This window comes from Pseudomonas sp. BR20, from assembly GCF_050780135.1.
Taxonomy (GTDB): Bacteria; Pseudomonadota; Gammaproteobacteria; order Pseudomonadales; family Pseudomonadaceae; genus Aquipseudomonas.
In genome coordinates, this window is sequence record NZ_CP172012.1 from 5745228 (window position 1) to 5764063 (window position 18836).

General features: G+C 61.1%; 18 protein-coding genes and 1 pseudogene. 7 read left to right on the forward strand and 12 right to left on the reverse strand.

The features are described from left to right. The first annotated feature begins 18 nt into the window (after window positions 1-18). Together ACHPFG_RS26535 and ACHPFG_RS26540 are read left to right on the forward strand one after the other, a co-directional pair. Window positions 19-360, forward strand: a complete 342-nt coding sequence (locus tag ACHPFG_RS26535; RefSeq protein ID WP_003230858.1) for a zinc ribbon domain-containing protein YjdM — start codon at window positions 19-21, stop codon at window positions 358-360. Window positions 361-519: 159 nt separating this feature from the next. Beyond that, window positions 520-777, forward strand: a complete 258-nt coding sequence (locus ACHPFG_RS26540) for a PA4570 family protein (RefSeq protein WP_057724031.1) — start codon at window positions 520-522, stop codon at window positions 775-777. A 135-nt stretch (window positions 778-912) separates the two neighbouring features. Here the strand turns inward: ACHPFG_RS26540 and ACHPFG_RS26545 are convergent, their stop codons facing one another. After that, window positions 913-1530 (reverse strand): FKBP-type peptidyl-prolyl cis-trans isomerase, encoded by a 618-nt coding sequence (locus ACHPFG_RS26545; RefSeq protein WP_003176055.1) that lies wholly within the window; start codon window positions 1528-1530, stop codon window positions 913-915. 396 nt (window positions 1531-1926) lie between these two features. Here ACHPFG_RS26545 and ACHPFG_RS26550 point away from each other — a divergent pair. Both ACHPFG_RS26550 and ACHPFG_RS26555 read left to right on the forward strand, forming a co-directional pair. Further along, window positions 1927-2856: pseudogene (locus tag ACHPFG_RS26550) on the forward strand (methyl-accepting chemotaxis protein); the annotation flags it as partial. After that, entirely contained in the window at window positions 2848-3711 is an 864-nt protein-coding gene (locus tag ACHPFG_RS26555) for a methyl-accepting chemotaxis protein (RefSeq protein ID WP_431703525.1), read from the forward strand. The pseudogene ACHPFG_RS26550 and the gene ACHPFG_RS26555, both read left to right, overlap by 9 nt. A gap of 638 nt (window positions 3712-4349) precedes the next feature. On the opposite strand, the gene ACHPFG_RS26560 is transcribed toward ACHPFG_RS26555, so the two are convergent. From ACHPFG_RS26560 to ACHPFG_RS26575, 4 genes are read right to left on the reverse strand one after another with little or no spacing between them, the layout of a single operon-like run. Next, on the reverse strand, window positions 4350-4718 hold the full coding sequence (locus ACHPFG_RS26560) for a glyoxalase superfamily protein (RefSeq protein ID WP_431700856.1): 369 nt from the start codon (window positions 4716-4718) through the stop codon (window positions 4350-4352). A 29-nt stretch (window positions 4719-4747) separates the two neighbouring features. Further along, window positions 4748-6211, reverse strand: coding sequence for an N-acyl-D-amino-acid deacylase family protein (locus ACHPFG_RS26565; RefSeq protein WP_431700857.1), 1464 nt, complete (start codon window positions 6209-6211; stop codon window positions 4748-4750). Window position 6212: 1 nt separating this feature from the next. Continuing rightward, on the reverse strand, window positions 6213-7073 hold the full coding sequence (locus ACHPFG_RS26570) for a MurR/RpiR family transcriptional regulator (protein WP_065925967.1): 861 nt from the start codon (window positions 7071-7073) through the stop codon (window positions 6213-6215). 12 nt (window positions 7074-7085) lie between these two features. Then, the gene (locus ACHPFG_RS26575; protein ID WP_431700858.1) at window positions 7086-8435 is read right to left on the reverse strand and encodes a gluconate:H+ symporter; all 1350 of its coding nucleotides are present in this window, start codon (window positions 8433-8435) and stop codon (window positions 7086-7088) included. 247 nt (window positions 8436-8682) lie between these two features. Between ACHPFG_RS26575 and ACHPFG_RS26580 the strand changes: the two genes are divergently transcribed. Continuing rightward, a complete protein-coding gene (locus ACHPFG_RS26580) occupies window positions 8683-9063 on the forward strand; it encodes a lysozyme inhibitor LprI family protein (protein WP_431700859.1) in 381 nt (126 codons plus the stop codon). A gap of 3 nt (window positions 9064-9066) precedes the next feature. Here ACHPFG_RS26580 and ACHPFG_RS26585 read toward each other — a convergent pair whose 3' ends face one another. The 4 genes from ACHPFG_RS26585 to ACHPFG_RS26600 all read right to left on the reverse strand — a co-directional run bounded on the left by ACHPFG_RS26585 (window position 9067) and on the right by ACHPFG_RS26600 (window position 13427). Further along, window positions 9067-10512: a SulP family inorganic anion transporter gene (locus ACHPFG_RS26585; protein ID WP_431700860.1), complete on the reverse strand. Its 1446-nt coding sequence runs from the start codon at window positions 10510-10512 to the stop codon at window positions 9067-9069. 210 nt (window positions 10513-10722) lie between these two features. Next, complete coding sequence (locus ACHPFG_RS26590) at window positions 10723-11616, reverse strand: NAD-dependent epimerase/dehydratase family protein (protein WP_431700862.1); 894 nt, start codon at window positions 11614-11616, stop codon at window positions 10723-10725. Window positions 11617-11719: 103 nt separating this feature from the next. After that, the gene (locus tag ACHPFG_RS26595; RefSeq protein WP_431700863.1) at window positions 11720-12616 is read right to left on the reverse strand and encodes a LysR substrate-binding domain-containing protein; all 897 of its coding nucleotides are present in this window, start codon (window positions 12614-12616) and stop codon (window positions 11720-11722) included. 46 nt (window positions 12617-12662) lie between these two features. Then, entirely contained in the window at window positions 12663-13427 is a 765-nt protein-coding gene (locus ACHPFG_RS26600; RefSeq protein WP_145338517.1) for a sulfite exporter TauE/SafE family protein, read from the reverse strand. Between the two features lie 110 nt (window positions 13428-13537). Between ACHPFG_RS26600 and ACHPFG_RS26605 the strand changes: the two genes are divergently transcribed. Continuing rightward, window positions 13538-14434 (forward strand): LysR substrate-binding domain-containing protein, encoded by an 897-nt coding sequence (locus ACHPFG_RS26605; protein WP_431703526.1) that lies wholly within the window; start codon window positions 13538-13540, stop codon window positions 14432-14434. On the opposite strand, the gene ACHPFG_RS26610 is transcribed toward ACHPFG_RS26605, so the two are convergent. Both ACHPFG_RS26610 and kynU read right to left on the reverse strand, forming a co-directional pair. Then, entirely contained in the window at window positions 14380-15786 is a 1407-nt protein-coding gene (locus ACHPFG_RS26610) for an amino acid permease (RefSeq protein ID WP_431700864.1), read from the reverse strand. The genes ACHPFG_RS26605 and ACHPFG_RS26610 overlap by 55 nt on opposite strands. Before the next feature lie 164 nt (window positions 15787-15950). Then, window positions 15951-17201: a kynureninase gene (gene kynU, locus ACHPFG_RS26615; RefSeq protein ID WP_431700865.1), complete on the reverse strand. Its 1251-nt coding sequence runs from the start codon at window positions 17199-17201 to the stop codon at window positions 15951-15953. A 144-nt stretch (window positions 17202-17345) separates the two neighbouring features. Here kynU and ACHPFG_RS26620 point away from each other — a divergent pair, with 144 nt between their 5' ends. Continuing rightward, window positions 17346-17819, forward strand: a complete 474-nt coding sequence (locus tag ACHPFG_RS26620; RefSeq protein WP_431700866.1) for an Lrp/AsnC family transcriptional regulator — start codon at window positions 17346-17348, stop codon at window positions 17817-17819. Window positions 17820-17898: 79 nt separating this feature from the next. Here ACHPFG_RS26620 and catA read toward each other — a convergent pair whose 3' ends face one another. After that, complete coding sequence (catA, locus tag ACHPFG_RS26625) at window positions 17899-18828, reverse strand: catechol 1,2-dioxygenase (protein ID WP_431700868.1); 930 nt, start codon at window positions 18826-18828, stop codon at window positions 17899-17901. Between the last annotated feature and the right edge of the window lie 8 nt (window positions 18829-18836).

The window sequence follows — 18836 nt, forward strand, 5'->3', positions numbered from 1 at the left end:
GACCGTTAAGGAGCTTTAGTGAGCACGTTGCCACCCTGCCCGAAATGCAATTCCGAATACACCTACGAAGACGGCGCCCAGCTGATCTGCCCGGAATGCGCCCATGAGTGGTCCGCCAATGGCGAGGCCGAAGTGGCCGGCGATGAAACCGTGAAGAAAGACTCTGTGGGCAACGTCCTGCAGGACGGCGACACCATCACCGTGATCAAAGACCTCAAGGTCAAGGGTACGTCCCTGGTCGTGAAGGTCGGCACCAAGGTCAAGAACATCCGCCTGTGCGACGGCGACCACGATATCGATTGCAAGATCGACGGTATCGGCCCGATGAAACTCAAGTCCGAATTCGTGCGCAAAGTCTGAACCTGCTGCATCCATCCCGCGCCCGCGCGGGATGGCGTTTTGCCCTTCCCGTTGACCCCTCTCAATATCCACACAGAAAAACCAGGAAACTGCCAATAGGCACTTGCTATTCTACGAATAAGAATTATTCTCATTGAAACCCATCAAGGAGATACAACCATGACTTATTTGATAGATGCCTGGCTCGACCGCCCACACCCTTACCTACGCATCCTCCATCGGGAAACCGGTGAAGTCTGTGCTGTGCTCGAAGAAGAAGCGTTGAATGAGCTGCAGGACCAGGGCGACCTGGACGTCAACGGCCTGAGTTCGAGTGAACCTGGAGTACTGAAGGAGGTTGTGCGCAATCTGTTTCTGTTCTGCTATGCCCGAGCGTTGCGCCCGGCCACGGAGCTCAGTGGCAAGTTCCATCCATGAGAAAACCAGCAAAACACTGTAGGAGCGAGCTTGCTCGCGAAGACCGCATAAACAACGCGCTCATCCAGGATGCCCGCGTCATCGTTGACGTTTTTCGCGAGCAAGCTCGCTCCTACAGGTAATCAAAAGCAGGTCTTACAGAACGTCGAGCAGTTCGACGTCAAATACCAGCACGCTGTGCGGCGGAATGCTGCCAACGCCTTGAGCGCCGTAAGCCAACTCGCTCGGCACGTACAGGCGCCATTTGCTGCCGGCATTCATCAGTTGCAGGGCTTCGGTCCAGCCGGCGATCACGCCGCCCACCGGGAATTCTGCAGGCTGGCCACGCTCGTAGGAGCTGTCGAACACAGTGCCGTCGATCAAGGTGCCGTGGTAGTGGGTACGAACCTGGTCTTCACGGGTCGGCTTGGCGCCGTCACCGGCGGTCAGCACTTCAAATTGCAGGCCGGAAGCCAGGGTGGTGATGCCATCACGCTTGGCGTTTTCAGCCAGGAAAGCCAGGCCAGCGCCTGCAGCCGCTTCAGCCTTGGCAGCGGCTTCGGCTTGCATGATTTCGCGGATGACCTTGAAGCTGGCGGCCATTTGCTCTTGGTCAACACGGCTTGGTTTACCGGCGAATGCGTCGGTCAGGCCAGCCAGGATCGCGTCCAGGCTCACACCCGGCGGTGGGTTGTCGCGCAGTTGGTCGCCCAACTGACGGCCGATACCGTAGCTGACGCGGGTTTCGTCGGTGGACAGATTAACTTCGGACATGAAGAGGCTCCGCTGTAGGGCAGCACTGGAAACAGTGTTTTGCGCGCCGCCCAGAACTAAAAGGGCCAGCAGACTAGCACACAAGACCTGCTCGTGATGAGCCCTCCACGCTGGCGCGGCACGGGGATCGCGACCCTTCGTCGCACGCGCAATAAAAGCACTTCAGATTCACAGCCCGTCGCCGATACAGCCCTACACACTTTGGCTGGCTCAAATAACAACACCGTCCAGCAGACAGACATCACCTTTGCGGAGCATTAGATGAACAGCTGGTTCGGTAACATCAGCGTCAACCTCAAACTGGGCCTGGGCTTCGGCCTGGTACTGGTCCTCACCTCGATCCTGGCCCTCACCGGCTGGACCAGCCTGGGCGGTCTGATCGACCGCAGTAACTGGATGAGCGACATCACCCAGCTCAATGCCTCACTGACCAAACTGCGTATCGTGCGTCTGCAATACATGCTGGCCAACGGCGACGAAGCCGTGGCACAAAACGTACAGACCAACCTGGACGCCTTTGCTGCGCAGCAACAGAAACTCCTGGACAGCTTCAAGAGCCCGGAAAACGTCAAGCTGCTCAACGAGCAGAAAGCCATCATCACGGCTTATCAGCAATCCCTGAACAAAATGCGCGAGGCTTACCGTAACGGTAATACCTCTCGCCAAATGATGGGCGACAAGGCCGATATCGCCAACGCCCAAATCGACGCGCTGGAAGCCAGTGTGAAGCAAATGCCCGACAGCGCGGAGCACCTTGCACAGTTCCAGGCCGTGGCCGACGCCAAGATGCAGTTCCAGTTGGCCCGCTATGAAGTACGTGGCTACACCGGTAACGTCAACCCGGATACCGAAGCCCGCGCTGCCGCACAAATCGAAAAAGCCATCAGTGGCTTGAAAGATCTCAGCGCCGCCTTCGGCGCCAGCCAGCAAAGCGCACTGACCTCGTTGGAAACCGCCCTTGGCGCCTATCGCAGCGCCGTGCAGAACTACAAGGCCGCCAACGCCAATATTGTCGCCGCCCGTGCTGAAATGACCACTCAGGGTACCGACATCGTCACCATCAGCGACAAGCTCTACGACATCCAGCTGAGCCGTCGTGACGCCGAAAGTACCCAAGCCCGTAGCCTGCAATTGATCAGCACCTTGCTCGCACTGTTGGTCGGCATCATTGCTGCCTGGGTGATTACCCGGCAGATCACCCGCCCGATCCAGGACACCCTGGCCGTGGTGGAGCGCATTGCCTCCGGCGACCTGAGCCACAATATCCAAGTCACCCGTCGCGATGAGCTGGGCGTATTGCAACAAGGGATTCAGCGCATGGGCACGACCCTGCGTGAATTGATCAGCGGGATTCGCGACGGGGTGACCCAGATCGCCAGCGCCGCCGAAGAGTTGTCGGCCGTCACCGAGCAGACCAGCGCCGGCGTGAACAGCCAGAAAATCGAGACCGATCAGGTCGCCACGGCGATGCACGAAATGACCGCCACCGTGCAGGAAGTCGCACGCAACGCCGAGCAAGCCTCTCTGGCCGCCGCCGATGCTGACGGCCAAGCCCGCGCAGGCGACAAAGTGGTGGCTGAGGCCATCGCCCAGATCGAACGCCTGGCCGCCGAAGTGGAACGTTCCACCGATGCCATGGCGCACCTGCAACAAGAGAGCAACAAGATCGGCAGCGTGATGGACGTGATCAAGGCCGTTGCCGAACAGACCAACCTGCTCGCGCTCAACGCAGCGATCGAAGCGGCGCGTGCCGGTGAAGCCGGTCGCGGCTTTGCCGTGGTCGCCGACGAAGTGCGTGGCCTGGCCCAGCGCACGCAGAAGTCCACCGAGGAAATCGAAGGCCTGGTCGCCGGTTTGCAGAACGGCACCCAGCAAGTTGCCAACGTAATGAACAACAGCCGCAGCCTCACCGACAGCAGTGTCGAACTGACGCGCAAGGCCGGTGTGTCACTGGAAAACATCACCCGCACGGTGTCGAACATCCAGTCGATGAACCAGCAGATCGCCGCCGCCGCCGAACAGCAAAGCACCGTGGCCGAAGAGATCAGCCGCAGCATCGTGAATGTGCGTGATGTGTCCGAGCAGACCGCCACCGCGAGCGATGAGACGGCAAAATCGAGCGTGGAACTGGCGCGTTTGGGTAGCCAGTTGCAGCAGATGGTCAGTCACTTCCGGGTTTAAGAAATCAAAAAGCCGCTTCGGTATTAACCGAAGCGGCTCCACTTCTCAGACCTTACAGGTCATCGAAGCTGTCCCGCAGGAATGTCCACACGTGATAAACACGTACGGCATTCACTACGAGGTTCCATGTACGTCGTGCAAACTTAGACATACTCGGCCCTCCGTGAGTAGGGCCTTACCTCCAGCACACTTACCGGAACACGTGAGCCTTTGGATGCGGGTCAACGCTTCCTGTGAGGCGGCCGGGCTTTGGTTCCTCCCGCATGAATCCGGCACGGATTACCAGCCCGTGGCGTTCGGTCCATAATTCCGCGCGCATACCCAGCCACCTACAAAACGACATACTTGGAACGGGGGTGATACTAATCAACATCCGAATCAAAGGTGTGACAGGCGACGATAAACCTGCTGGAAAGATCAACTGATATGTTGCAAATTTTTGCCACCAACTCTAAATAGAAATAAAGTCGACAGATAAAAAGCAACGCCCCTCGTCAAGCCTTGCGCGAGACGATAACCGGCATTAGTATCCCTTAGGCGGGTCAGCGCTTCCTGTAAGAATGCAACTCCAGCCACTAACTGGGTTGCAACAAAAAACCGCCTACCAAGGCGGTTTTTTATTGCCTGCAATTTGCCGCTCAGCCCTCGCCTTCCTCAACAAACACCACGCGATTCCCAAACGGATCCTTGATGCTCATCTCCCGCGATCCCCAAGGCGTTTCCTCAACCCCAGGCTTGGCGTAACGGTAATCCTTGCCCAGCAACTGCTGCTGGTACGCATCCACCCCTTGCGCCTGGATCCGCATCGCCGTGCCCGGAGAAGCGTCGCCATGATGCTCGGACAGGTGCAGCACGCAATCGCCCAGCGACACCTGCAGATACAGTGGATAATTCGCCTCGAAGCGGTGCTGCCAATCGACCTTGAAGCCCAGGAAGTCGACGTAGAATTCCAGCGCCTTGGCCTCATCGAAAATCCGCAGGATGGGGGTGACTTTTCCTAAGTGCATGACAATCGCTCCGTGTATGAAAGCGCCCACTATAGGGTCGAAAACCCACCACGCAAATCCCCACTGCGCGCCAGGAACCGCCCCGGTCGCTGACCGTTCGCCTGGCCATCACTGTAGCTCAACACGCCGTTGACCCACACGCCATCAATGCCTTGCGCTGTCCGCTGTGGTTCATTGAAGTCCGCCACATCGTGCACCCGCACAGGGTCGAACAACACCAGGTCGGCCCAGTGCCCTTCGCGAATTTCGCCCCGCTCGGATAACCCAAAACGCGCTGCCGACAAGCCGGTCATCTTGTGCACGGCGGTGTGCAACGGGAACAAGCCGACATCCCGGCTGAAATGCCCCAGCACCCGTGGGAACGCGCCCCATAAGCGAGGATGCGGAAACGGATCTTCAGGCAAGCCATCCGACCCCACCATCGACAACGGATGCGCGAGGATACGTCGCACATCCGCTTCATCCATCCCGTAGTACACCGCCCCCGCAGGCTGCAGACGACGGGCGGCGTCCATGAGGGAGACGTCCCATTCGCCGGCAATGTCCTGCAAGTCGCGCCCCCCCACTTCAGGGTGCGGCGTCGACCAGGTGATCGTGATACGAAACGCGTCGGTCACCTGCTTGAGGTCCAGGGTAGAAGAACTGGCCGCATAGGGATAACAATCACACCCCACCGGGTGGGTTTTCGCCGCCGATTCCAACGCTGCCAACAGCTGCGGACTACGCCCCCAGTTCCCCGCTCCCGCACATTTGAGGTGGGAAATAATCACCGGTACCTGTGAGTGCCGGCCGATCAGAAAAGCCTCGTCCATCGCCTCCAGCACCGGTTCGAATTCGCTGCGCAAATGGGTGGTGTACACCGCACCGAAGGCCGTGAGTTCTTCACTCAGTTGCAGCACCTCATCGGTCTCGGCATTGAACGCGCTGGCGTAGGCCAGGCCTGTGGATAAACCGAGGGCGCCGGCCTCGAGACTCTCGTGCAACTGCACACGCATGGCGGCGATTTCATCCGGTGTGGCGGTGCGATGCAGATCGTCCATGTGATTACTGCGCAGCGCCGTGTGGCCGATCAATGCTGCGACATTGACCGCTGGATGAGCACGTTCAACGGCGCTGCGATAGTCGCTGAAACGGGGATAAACAAACGCCGCAGCGCTGCCCAACAAGTTCATCGGGTCCGGCGGATCGCTGCGCAAACTCACCGGTGAGGCGCTGATGCCACAGTTGCCGACAATCACCGTGGTCACACCCTGGCTGAGCTTGGGCAGCATCTGCGGCTGGCGGATGACCACCGTGTCGTCGTGGGTGTGCACGTCGATAAAGCCCGGCGCCAGCACACGGCCTGTCGCATCGATTTCATGCACGGCCGCCGCCGTCGACAGGTCGCCGATCGTCTCGATGCGCCCGTCACGCAGCCCCACATCGGCGACATAACCCGGGGTGTTGCTGCCATCGATGATCAGCGCCTGGCGAATCAGCGTGTCGTACGTCATATCAATCTCCAAGCGGCAGGCTGTCAGGGCCGCCGCGATAATCGTCGAGGGCCAGCTTGATCCGGCGCAGGCGTTCCTGGTTGTCGTCGGGCAGGGCCAGGGCCAGTTCGGTGGCGAGCAGGTCGATGGCCAGCAGCATGCCGTAACGCGCCGCCGTGGGTTTGTAGATAAAACTGGTTTCCGCCGGTTGCAGCGGCAGCAGCACATCCGCCAACTGCGCCAGGGGTGAGTCGGCCAGAGTGATGGCGACGATGCGTGCGTCGTAGTTGCGTGCCAGCGCCACCACATCGAGCAACTCGGGGGTGAGGCCGGTGAGCGAGCAGACGATCAGTGCGTGTTCCGGCCCCAGGGTTGCAGCCGTGACGCGCATCATCACCGGGTCGTGGCTGGCGGCAATCGGATAGCCCAGGCGTACCAGGCGCACCTGCAATTCATCGCTGCACAAGCTCGATGGCCCGCCCATGCCAAACGCGTGGATCATCCGCGCCTTACCCAGCAGGTTGACCGCATCGACAAAACTGGCCTGGTTGAAACCGGACAAGTGCTGGCGCAACGTCGCTTCGATGTCGCCGAGAATCTGCCGATGAAACGCCGACTGTTCAGGCAACCCCGCCGGGTCCAGGAAGCGGCTGCCGACGCCGCTGGCCTGGGCCAGTTGCAGGCGCAGATCGCGCAAGTCCCGGCAACCGACACTGCGGGCAAAGCGCGACAAGGTGGCGGTACTGACCTCGGCCCGTTGGGACAGCTCTTCCAGACTGGCCGAGGCGGCAAAGCCCACATCCTCCAGCATCAGCCTGGCGATACGCCCTTCGCCGGCGCTGAAGGAATCCTGGCGGGCGCGGATCTGGTAGAGGATGTCCATGGAGGCTCCGGGTTACAAAATACAGGACAGACCGTACGTCAGACCGAAGGCAACCACAGAGATCAGCGTCTCCAATACGGTCCAGGTCTTGAAGGTCTGGATCACCGTCATATTGAAGTATTCCTTGATCAGCCAGAAGCCGCCGTCGTTAACGTGGGAAAAGATCACCGAACCCGCGCCAGTGGCCAGCACCAGCAATTCCGGGTGTGGATAACCCAGGCCCAGGGCGACCGGGGCCACCACGCCCGAAGCCGTGGTCATGGCCACCGTGGCTGAGCCCGTCGCAATCCGCATCAACGCAGCGAATAGCCAGCCCATCACCAGCGGTGACAGGTGGAAGGCATGCGCCAGGCCTAGAATTTCGTTGGTAACGCCAGCGTCCACCAATATCCGGTTCAAACCGCCACCCGCGCCCACCAGCAAGGTGATGCTCGCGGTCGGCGCCAGGCATTCATTGGTGAACTTGAGGATCGACTCACGGTTGAAGCCCTGCGCCAGGCCCAGGGTCCAGAAACTCACCAGGGTCGCCACCAGCAGCGCGATCACCGAGTTACCGATAAACAGCAGGAACTGGTTGAAGCCCGTACCCGGTGTGGAAATCACGTTGGCCCAGCCACCGATCATCATCAGCACCACCGGCAACAGGATAGTGCCCATGGTCAGTGTAAAGCTCGGCAAACGCTCGCGAGGTTCACGCTCGATAAACTGGCGTTCCAGCGGATTTTCCGCCGGCAGGTGAATACGCGGCACGATGAATTTGGCGTACAGCGGGCCGGCAATGATCGCCGTCGGAATACCGATGAGGATCGCATAAAGCACGGTCTGCCCCACCGACGCGTTATACGCCAGCACGGCCATCATCGCCGCCGGGTGTGGCGGCACCAACGCATGCACCACCGACAGGCCGGCGACCATCGGCAGGCCGACCATCAGGATCGACACCCCCACGCGCCGCGCCACGGTAAAGGCGATCGGCACCAGCAGCACAAAGCCCACTTCGAAAAACAGCGGCAGCCCCACCAGGAACGCGATGCACACCATGGCCCAATGGGCATTCCGTTCGCCGAAACGGTTGATCAGCGTACGCGCCACCTGCTCGGCGCCACCGGACTCGGCCATCATCTTGCCGAGCATGGTGCCCAGCGCCACCACCAGGGCGATATGCCCCAGGGTTTTGCCGACGCCGGCCTCGTAGGAACCCATGATGGTGTCTGCCGGCATCCCGGCCATCAGCGCCAGGCCGATGGACACCAGGGTGATGACGATAAACGGGTTGAGCCGGTAACGTGCGATCAGCACGATCAAAGCAATGATGGCGATGGCAGCGTATGCCAACAGCCCGAAGCCCGGTGATGCGGCCATGCGGTACTCCTCGGAAAGGGTCACGTCGAATGGGTTGTGAAACTCATAAATCATTACCGAGGCGTATTTTCAAACTGTATGAAAGTAACTTTCGCTTACGGATAAGCGCTGTCGCGTTGGGATAAGCCCAAGGGCCGTGTATGAAAATTCGAGGGATGTTCTTACATCAAGATCAGAGAAGGCTGGAAACTCGACGAACACCCTTGAGTCATAGAATGCACACCCACTGATGCCAGGAAAATCGAGCATGATTCGTACGACACTCGCCACCGGCGCCCTGCTTCTCGCCGTGTGCGGCACTGCCGCTGCCGCCGACAACCCGGCGCTGAAAAAATGCATGGACGGCGCCAATACCACTGCCGACATGGTCAGTTGCAACGTCAAGGAAACCAAGGGGCAAGACGCGCGCTTGAACAAAGCCTACAAAACCGCCCTCGCCGCCCAGGAAGGCACTCGCAAACAGCAACTGCAGGACCTGCAGCGCCTGTGGATCAAATACCGTGACGCCAATTGCGCCTTCGCCGGCTCCGCCACCGGCGGCACCATCGACCAGGTCAACGGCACCGGCTGCGTGCTGGACATGACGCAGACCCGCGCCCAGGAATTGGAAGACCTGGTCGGGCCGTAAAAATCAGTCGTGGTGAACCTTGGCACGCTTGAGCAACTGCTTGCAGCGCTCAGACAAATGCAGCACCCGCAGATGCTTGCCAGCCTTGCTGTAGCGCTCGCGCAGGGTCATCAGCGCGGCAATCGCCGAGTAGTCGACAAAGCTCAGGTGACGGCAATCCAACGTCACCTGGGCGGGGTCGTTGGCCGGATCGAACTGGTTCAGGAACGGCGTAGTCGAGGCAAAGAACAAGGTGCCGTGCAGGCGATAGAGCTTGCTGCCATCCGCTTCCAGATGCTCATCGGCATACAGCTCACGGGCCTGTTGCCAGGCAAAGTTCAGTGCTGCGATCACGATGCCGCACAGCACGGCGGTGGCCAGGTCGGTGAACACCGTGATCACGGTCACCGCGATAATCACCAGCACATCATTGAGCGGCACCTTGTTGATCACCCGCAGGGACGCCCAGGCGAAGGTCTGCTGCGACACCACAAACATCACCCCGACCAGCGCCGCCAGCGGGATCCGCTCGATCAGCGGTGACAGAAACAAAATAAACAGCAGGATCATCACCCCGGCGAACACCCCGGAGAAACGCCCGCGCCCGCCGGAGCTGAGGTTGATCACGGTTTGCCCGATCATTGCGCAACCGCCCATGCCGCCGAACAGGCCCGAGAGCATATTCGCCGCGCCCAAGGCCACGCTTTCGCGGTCGGGGTAGCCACGGGTCTCGGTGATTTCGTCGGTGAGGTTCAGGGTCAGCAGGGTTTCCAGCAGGCCGACCATGGCCATCAGGAATGCATAGGGGGCGATGATGCCGAGGGTTTCCAGGGTCCAGGGGATCTGCGGCAGCGCGAAGGTCGGCAGGCCGCCGGCGATGTGGGCCATGTCGCCGAGGGTACGGGTCGGCAGGTCGAGCAGGTACACGGCCAGGCCCACGCCAAGGATCGCCACCAGGGCCGGCGGCACCGCACGGGTGATGCGCGGCAGCAGGTAGACGATGGCCATGGTCACCAGCACCAGGCCGGTCATCACGTACAACGGCGTACCGCTGAGCCAGTTTTCACCGCTCTTGAAATGCTCCAACTGGGCCAGGGCAATGATGATCGCCAGGCCGTTGACGAACCCCAGCATCACCGGGTGCGGCACCATGCGCACCAGCTTGCCCAGGCGCAACACGCCGAACGCGACCATGATCAGCCCGCCCAGCAGCACCGTGGAGAGCAGGTATTCCACGCCGTGCTGCACCACCAGCGCGACGATCACCACCGCCATCGAGCCTGCCGCCCCGGACACCATGCCGGGCCGGCCGCCGAACAAGGCGGTAAGGGTGCAAATGATAAAGGCGCCGTAGAGCCCCATCAGCGGGTTAAGGTGAGCCACCAGGGCAAAGGCGATGCATTCGGGCAGCAGCGCAAAGGACGTGGTGAGGCCGGCCAAGGCATCGGCGCGCAGACGGGTGAGGTTCATGAGGTACCAGGGCATTGCGGGGGATAAGGCGGGGAATGGTACGGAATTGAGCCCGGTGGGGCCAGTCTGAAAGATCGAGTGGCCCCAATCGGGGGCAAGTCGAATCGTCCCACCGCCCCTCCCACACTTGACTGCATTCCAGCGTTGGAACTCAGTCAAATGTGGGAGGGGGCTTGCTCCCGATAGCAGCACCTGGGTTTCAAGCGAACATCACACCATCTCGTCGCGAATCCACTCCACCACCGACGTACGCTTCGGCACCCAGCCCAGCAACTCGCGGGCATGCTTGCCACGCACGCGGCTGTTGGAGCCCAGGCCATAGTTGGCCATTTCATAGCCCCACTCGGCTTCAGCCTCGGCCAATGGCCAATCCTGTGGCTGGCCCAGGTTCAGGGCGTGGGCGATAGCCGTGGTCATGTCGATAAACGAGGCCTCGCCGCTTTCCACAAAGTAGAAAGTGCCCGGCACGTTCCTGGTCAGTGCCAGCAGGTACAGCGCCACCACGTCGTCAATGTGCACGTTGGACCAGATGTTCTGCCCGGTGCCGACATGGCGCACCACACCGCTCTTGCGTGCCTGCTTGAGCAAGCGCGGCAGTTGCACGCTGTCGCGCTTCACGCCAAGGCTGTGGCCGTAGATCAGGGTGTTGCAGATCACCGCCGAATTCACCCCGTCTTTGGCCGCTGCCAGGACCAGGTTGTCGATGGCCACGCGGGCCGCCTTGTCGACGGTCGGCTCCGGCAGGCTGTCTTCGAAGTAGATGACATCGCTGGCCTTACCGCCCGAGGCATCACCCACGATGCTTGAGCCGCTGGTGTGCAGGAATGGCTTGTTCGAGCCTTTCAGCGCGGCCAGCAGGGTTTCAACCGCGGCACGATGGTCGCTGCTCGCGGCATTGATCACCGCATCGGCTTTCTGCGCTTGCTCGGTCAACACAGCGGCATCATCGAGGGTGCCGATCACCGGGTTGATGCCCAGGGCGGTCATTTCAGCGGCTTGCTCGGCGCTGCGTACCAGGCCGGTAACCGTGTGACCGGCCTTGACCAGGCCAGTGGCGATGGAACCGCCGATAAAACCGGCTGCGCCGGTAATGAATACGTTCATGGAGAGTGCTCCTGACGGGGTAAGTGATGGGTCCATTGTTACGGACTCATCCCTGACGAATAAGCCCGTACCGCCCAATTCACTCTTGCGTGACGGTCACGAATCAGCAGGCATACCGCGCCAGCTTGGCCTGGATAAAGTCCAGGAAGCACTGGATGCGCAGCGCCAATTGCGAGTTGCGGTAGAACACCGCGTGGATCGGTTGGCGATACCCGCTGTTGAACGCCTCCAGAACCGGCACCAGGCGTCCGGCATTGATGTCTTCGACAGTCATGAAGTTCGACAGGCAGCAAATGCCCTGCCCTTCCAACGCCAGCTGGCGCAGGGTTTCACCACTGGACGCGGCCACGCTGGGCTGGATCAGCCAGCGGTCGCCTTCCACATGGCGCAGCGGCCAATGGTTGAGGGTTTCGGTCTGGGTAAAGCCCAGCAAGGTGTGGTCAGCCAACTCGGCGACCGTCGTCGGCGTGCCGTACTGCTTGAGGTAGTCGGGGCTGGCGAGGATATGCAGCGGCGACCAGCCGAGGGAGCGCGCATGCAGGGTGGAGTCGGCCAGGGCACCGATGCGAATCGCAATATCGGTGCTCTGCTCCAGCAGGTCGATGATCAGGTCATCGCTGTTCAACTCCAGCTGGATCTGCGGGTACAAACGGCGAAATTCTGCGATATAGGGCACGATCCCATGCAGCATGAACGGCACGGCGGCATTGATGCGCAGCCGCCCGGCGGGGTTTTTCTGGCGTGACGACAGGCGCTCTTCCAGCGCGTCCATCTGCGCCAGGATCAGCTTGGCCTGCTCGAAGAAGTACTTGCCCTCCTCGGTCAGGTCCATGCGCCGCGTGGTGCGGTTGATCAGTGTGGTTTCAAGCTTGGCTTCCAGGCGCGACAGGGTGCGACTGACCGCCGACGGCGTCTGCCCGACCTGCTCCGCCGCCGCGGAAATTGAGCCGCACTCAATCACGCTGACGAAGATCTGTAGCTCATCGGATCGGGCTTTCACGGGCGGTCCTCGTTATCGGTTCACAGCAGCTTACACCGCTGCGCCCTCAACCACTGATCAGCAGATGCCCGCCCAGCAGTGCCATGCCGATAAAAAACACCCGCTTGAACAGCACCGCACTGATGCGCTGGCGCACCACCTGACCTAGCCACATGCCCAGCAGCGCCGGCACCAGCGCCAGCAACGATGCATTGATTTCGCCACCGCCCAACGTGCCGCGCCAGGCCAAACCGGCGGCCAGCGCCAGGGTCGACACGGTGAACGACAGCCCCAACGCCTGCACCAGTTGATCGCGGTTCAAACCCAGCGCCTGCAGGTACGGCACGGCCGGAATCACAAACACACCGGTGGCCGAAGTGATGATGCCGGTGATCAGCCCGCACAACGGGCCAAGCCAGCGCTCGGTTTGGGCCTTGACCTTGAACGTGGGCAGGAACAGTCCGCTCAGTGCATACACCAGCAACGCCGCGCCCAGTGCGCGCACCACCCATTGCCCGCCGTCCATCCCCAGCCACAACGTGCCCAGCCCGGTGCCGAGGAAAATCAGCAACAACATCGGCCATAGCCGCTTGAGCAAAGCACTCAGGTGCCCGCCGAATGCCAATTGCCACAGGTTGGTGACCGTCGAAGGAATGATCAGCAACGCCGCAGCCTGCGCCGGCAGCATAGCCAGGCCGAGCATGCCCATGGCTACGGTGGGCAGGCCCAGGCCGATGACGCCCTTGACCGTACCGGCCAATAGAAAGGTGCCGATCACCAGCAAGGTAAGGGCGGGGCCGAGGTTCTGGTAAAACGCGAGGAAGGTATTCATGGGCCGAGTGTGCGACTTTTCGATGGGTTCTAAAATTCACCATATACTGAGGCAGCCTCTTGTTTTGCGTGAGGCTGACGATGCCAGTCCAGTCACCCGAGCAACCAGCCATGCACTTTGACCTGATCGACCTGCGCCTCTACCTGCACATCCTCGACACCGGCAATATCACCGCCGGCGCGGCCCGCAGCCATTTATCCCTGGCCGCCGCCAGCGCACGCATCCGGGCGATGGAAGCCTCGTTGGGCATCGAGTTTCTCGACCGAGGGCGTCGAGGCGTCACCCCCACTCCGGCGGGAAAGGCCTTGGCCCGTCACGCTCGCCTGTTGTTGCAACAAGCCGATCACCTGCAACAGGACCTCGCGGAATACGCCAGCGGCGTCAAAGGCCAGGTGCGCCTGCTGTGCAACACCACCGCACTCAGCGAATACCTGCCGGAACTGCTCGCGGACTTTCTGCGCGAACACCCCAACCTCGATATCGACCTGCAGGAATTGCCCAGCCTGCGCATTACCCAGGCCTTGCGCCAGGGTACGGCGGAGCTGGGGATCATCTCCGACGCCGTGGACACCCACGGCTTGCAGACCCTGCCGTTTCGCGACGACCCACTGGTGCTGATCATGCCGCGCGACCATCCCCTGGCAGGCGGCAAGGTGAGTTTTGTCGACAGCCTGCAATTCGACTTCGTGGGCTTGGGCGCCGCCAGCGCACTCTCGGTGTACCTGGAAGAACAGGCACTGCACGCGGGCTTTCGTGTGCAGACGCGCATCCGCGCCGAGGGTTTTGACGGGCTGATGCGCATGGTCGCGCGCGGCGCCGGCCTGGGCATCGTGCCCCAGGCGGCGTTGGCGCGCTGGCCAGCGCCACACCCCTTCACCGCCCAACCGTTGCAGGAAGAGTGGGCTCGGCGAACGCTGCTGTTATGCGCGCGCTCGTTCGAACACTTGCCGGGTTACGCCAGGGCCTTGTTCGACGCCTTGGCCCTACCCTTGCGGAAAAACCCGTAATACACCGCCGACAGGATCAGCAGGAACGGCACGCCAAACACCAGGGTCATCTTGAACGCCTCGGTGAAGTACGTGGTAATCATCACCGCCCCCATCAGTACCAGGCCCAGTAACGTGCTGTAGGGAAACAGGCGCAACTGGAACGACAGCTTCGCGCCGCCATGACGCTGGCGATAGCGCCGGAAGAACAGGTGCGTGAGGAAGATCATGAACCAGGTGAAGATCGCCCCAAACATCGAGATCGCCATCATCAGGGTGAACGAGCTTTGCGGGTACACCACGTTCAACAGCGTCGCCAGGGCGATGCCCGAGCTGGACAACAGCAAGGCATTCAGCGGAATGCCGCTCTTGCTCAACGCGCCCATGGACTTGGGCGCAAAGCCGGCGCGGGACAGGCTGAACATCATGCGCGTGGTGATGTAGAGCTGGCTGTTCATCGCCGACAACGCCGCGATCAGGATCACGAAATTCATCACCCCGGTGGCGCCGGGAATGCCGATGGTCTGCATCACCGTGACGAACGGGCTCTGGGTCTGGCCGGCCTGGTTCCACGGCACGATGGCGAGCATCAGCGCCAGGGTCAGCAGGTAAAACACCACCAGCCGCACGATGGTCGCGCGAAAGGCTTTCTTCACGGCCTGCTCCGGGTCCGCCGCTTCACCGGCGGCCACGGCGATCATCTCGACGCTCAAGTAGCTGAAGATCGACACGATCACCGCTATCCACATGCCGCTCAGGCCATGGGGGAAGAAGCCATCGTGGGCCGTGTAGTGCTGCACGCCATAGTCCGGGTTGCCGGAGCCGAACACCACGTACACCGCAAGGATGATGAAGCCGACGATGGCGCTGATCTTGATCGTCGAAAACCAGTATTCGAAGTGGCCGAACGTCTTGACGCTGATGGCGTTGAGCAGGATGAGCACGCTGGAAAACGATACGATCCACACCCACTCCGGCACGTTGGCGAACCAGTACTTCATGTACATCGCCACCGCCGTGACCTCGGCGCCCACCGCCAGCACAATCGCCGCCCAGTAGGCATAACGCACCAGGAACCCGGCCAGCGGGCTGATGTAGAACTCGGCATAGGCGCCAAAAGACCCCGAGGTGGAGTGGGCCACCGTCATCTCCGCCAGGCAGCCCATCAGCAACAAGGTAATCAACGCGCCGATCGCGTAGCTCACCAGCACGCTGGGCCCGGCATAGCCGATGGCATAGGCGCTGCCCATGAACAGCCCGGTGCCGATGGCGCCACCGATAGCGATCATGCTCATCTGGCCGGAAGTGAGCTGGCGCCTCAGGCCCAGTTCGCGGTGGGTGATCTCGGCAAAGCCGTTGTCTGGCGTGGTCACGTGGTGTGCCCCTTTATTATTGTGGTTGCACTATCTAACGGTTGTCACAGGTCCCCTGTGGGAGGGGGCTTGCCCCCGATGGCGGTGTATCAACCTGCAAATCCGGCGACTGACACACTGTTATCGGGGGCAAGCCCCCTCCCACATTTTGATCTGCATTATCTTCAGGTGACGCTCTGGCGAACCTTGAATTGCGGCTGGTCCCAAGTGTTGTTATCGAGAATCTCACCGAGGATTTCCACCGCATCCCACACCTCGGTAAAGCTCGTGTACAGCGGCGTAAACCCAAAGCGCATGATGCGCGGCTCGCGGTAATCACCGATCACACCCCGGGCGATCAGGGCCTGGATCACCGCATATCCCTCAGGGTGTTCGAAGCTCACATGGCTGCCACGCCGGACGTGTTCACGCGGCGTGATCAACACGAGGTCATGGGCGGCACAGCGGCTTTCAACCAGCTCGATAAACAGGTCGGTCAACGCCAGGGACTTGCTGCGCAGGCTGGCCATGTCGGTCTGTTCAAAAATCTCCAGGCCGCATTCCACCATCGCCAGCGAAGTGATCGGCTGGGTGCCGCACAGGTAGCGGGCGATGCCGGCGCTCGGCGCGTAGCTGGATTCCATGGCGAACTGCCGGGTATGCCCGAACCAGCCCGACAGCGGCTGGTGCACCAGGTCCACCAGAGTCGGGCTGACCCATACGAACGCCTGGGAGCCCGGGCCGCCATTGAGGTATTTGTAGGTGCAGCCAATCGCATAGTCTGCACCGGCCCCATGCAGGTCGATCGGCACCGCGCCCGCCGAATGCGCCAGGTCCCAGATGCTCAGCGCGCCGCATTCATGGCTCAAGGCAGTGAGCGCCTGCATGTCGTACATGTAGCCGGTCTTGTAGTTGACGTGGGTAAGCATCACCACCGCCACATCCCCGTCGATGGCCTCGGGCAGTTCATCCGGGCTGTTGACCAGGCGCAGGGAATAGCCCTGTTGCAGCAACTCGGCAAGGCCCTGGGCGATGTACAAATCGGTGGGGAAGTTGCTCGCTTCGCTGACGATCACCTTGCGCGCAGGCTCCCGTCGACGCTGCACGCTCAAGGCGGCACTGAGTACCTTGAACAGGTTGATCGAGGTGGTGTCGGTAATCACCACCTCACCGTCGCGCGCACCAATCAGCGGTGCCAGGCGGTTGCCCAGGCGCTGGGACAAGTCGGCCCAGCCGGCGCTGTTCCAACTGCGGATCAAGCCATTGCCCCACTCTTGCACGATGACCGCCTGCGCCCGCTCCAGCGCCGCCACTGGACGCGCGCCGAGGGAGTTGCCGTCCAGGTAGATAACGTCCCGGGGCAAGGCGAACTGGTGACGTAGCGGCGCCAGCGGGTCCTGGGTGTCAAGGGCTTGGCAATGGCTGCGAGGGGTCATGGGCTGTCCTGTTTTTTATAAGTGAGGATGCAGCAAATAATGAACGAAGATTTAGAGAATTTTCGTGCAAAGTGGTGGGTAACAGGCTAATTAAGCTGTAGGAAATTCGACTAATAACCGAAAATACGCGGATTTATTCTAATCATGATTCTCGACGCCACCGACCTTCGCATCCTGCATTTCCTGCAACAGGATGGCCGTATCAGCAACCAGGAACTGGCGGAAAAAGTCGCGTTATCGCCCTCTGCCTGCCTGCGCCGTTTACGCCTGCTGGAAAGCGAAGGGATTATCAGCGGCTACCGCGCGGTGTTGAATGCCGAGCAACTGGGAATTGAACTGGAGGCCATCGTCCACCTGTCATTGCGCCAGGATGTGGAGGATTGGCATGAGACGTTTATCAAGAAGGTGCAGGGCTGGCCGGAAGTGGCCAGCGCCTACGTGATCACCGGCGCCAGCAACTATGTACTGCGCGTGCAGGCGCGCAACCTCAAGCACTTTTCGGACTTTATCGTGAACCACCTGAACCGCACGGCGGGGGTGATGGATATCCGCTCGGAGATTGTGTTGCAGAAGATCAAGGATCGGGATGAGGTGCTTGATCTGGTTGTACGCAAATAGGAGCAGCACCATCGCTCGAATGTGGGAGGGGCGGTGCGACGATTCGACTTGCCCCCTCCCACATTTTTGACCGTGTTGATCAATCCTCCAGCGCACGAACCCGCTGCATGCGTTTTTGCTCTACCGGCGCTGCCGCGGTCTGCAACTCAAAGTCAAAATCAATCTGCGCAAACCGCCCTTCCACGCCAAACTCCCGCGCCAGTTGCGGATCGTCGCTGAAGCGAATCTCGGCAATCAACTCATCCCGCGTCGCGTAGGCAAAATCATCATGCAGGTACGGGTCATCCGACAGGTTGATCTGCGTGGTCAGGTGCCGATACCCCGGCGCCGAGATGAAGAAGTGGATATGCGCCGGCCGCTGGCCGTGACGCCCCAGTTGATCGAGCAACTGCTGGGTCGGCCCGGTCGGCGGGCAGCCGTATCCCGAGGGCACGATGCTGCGAAAGCGGTAGTTGCCCTGGGCGTCGGTCTCGATGCGGCGGCGCAGATTGAATTCGGACTGCGTCGGGTCGAACCACGAATAGGTGCCACCGGTATTGGCCTGCCACACATCGACAATCGCCCCCGTCAACGGCTTGCCCTCGGTGTCGCGCACTTGCCCGCGCATAAACAGCGGCACCGCCTCGTCCTTGCCATCGTCCAGCCGCGCCTCGTACTTCGACAGCGGCGCGCCGGCCACATACAGCGGGCCTTCGATGGTGCGCGGGGTACCGCCGGATTTGCCGGCTTCCTCATCGGCGGCGTCCATCAGCATGTCCAGGTAATGCTCCAGGCCGAGCCCGGCGGCGAGCAGTCCGGCCTCCTGGTTCTTGCCCAATTCATTGAGGTAGTTGACCGCCTTCCAGAACTCTTCCGGGGTCACTTCCAGGTCTTCGATAATGTTTACCGTATCGCGCAGGATCCGGTAGATCAGCGCCTTGGTGCGCGGGTTGCCGCCGTCAGTGAGGTTGCCGCTGGCTTCTTCGAGAAACTGTTGGGCATGGGCAGTCTGGGACAGTCGGATGGACATGGTGCATT

Excerpts from the sequence above, each read along its gene's own strand:
- ACHPFG_RS26540 (WP_057724031.1), top strand. The coding sequence starts at position 520 with ATGACTTATTTGATAGATGCCTGGCTCGACCGCCCACACCCTTACCTA.
- ACHPFG_RS26545 (WP_003176055.1), bottom strand. The coding sequence starts at position 1,530 with ATGTCCGAAGTTAATCTGTCCACCGACGAAACCCGCGTCAGCTACGGT.
- ACHPFG_RS26555 (WP_431703525.1), top strand. The coding sequence starts at position 2,848 with ATGGGCACGACCCTGCGTGAATTGATCAGCGGGATTCGCGACGGGGTG.
- ACHPFG_RS26560 (WP_431700856.1), bottom strand. The coding sequence starts at position 4,718 with ATGCACTTAGGAAAAGTCACCCCCATCCTGCGGATTTTCGATGAGGCC.
- ACHPFG_RS26565 (WP_431700857.1), bottom strand. The coding sequence starts at position 6,211 with ATGACGTACGACACGCTGATTCGCCAGGCGCTGATCATCGATGGCAGC.
- ACHPFG_RS26570 (WP_065925967.1), bottom strand. The coding sequence starts at position 7,073 with ATGGACATCCTCTACCAGATCCGCGCCCGCCAGGATTCCTTCAGCGCC.
- ACHPFG_RS26575 (WP_431700858.1), bottom strand. The coding sequence starts at position 8,435 with ATGGCCGCATCACCGGGCTTCGGGCTGTTGGCATACGCTGCCATCGCC.
- ACHPFG_RS26580 (WP_431700859.1), top strand. The coding sequence starts at position 8,683 with ATGATTCGTACGACACTCGCCACCGGCGCCCTGCTTCTCGCCGTGTGC.
- ACHPFG_RS26585 (WP_431700860.1), bottom strand. The coding sequence starts at position 10,512 with ATGAACCTCACCCGTCTGCGCGCCGATGCCTTGGCCGGCCTCACCACG.
- ACHPFG_RS26590 (WP_431700862.1), bottom strand. The coding sequence starts at position 11,616 with ATGAACGTATTCATTACCGGCGCAGCCGGTTTTATCGGCGGTTCCATC.
- ACHPFG_RS26600 (WP_145338517.1), bottom strand. The coding sequence starts at position 13,427 with ATGAATACCTTCCTCGCGTTTTACCAGAACCTCGGCCCCGCCCTTACC.
- ACHPFG_RS26605 (WP_431703526.1), top strand. The coding sequence starts at position 13,538 with ATGCACTTTGACCTGATCGACCTGCGCCTCTACCTGCACATCCTCGAC.
- kynU (WP_431700865.1), bottom strand. The coding sequence starts at position 17,201 with ATGACCCCTCGCAGCCATTGCCAAGCCCTTGACACCCAGGACCCGCTG.
- ACHPFG_RS26620 (WP_431700866.1), top strand. The coding sequence starts at position 17,346 with ATGATTCTCGACGCCACCGACCTTCGCATCCTGCATTTCCTGCAACAG.
- catA (WP_431700868.1), bottom strand. The coding sequence starts at position 18,828 with ATGTCCATCCGACTGTCCCAGACTGCCCATGCCCAACAGTTTCTCGAA.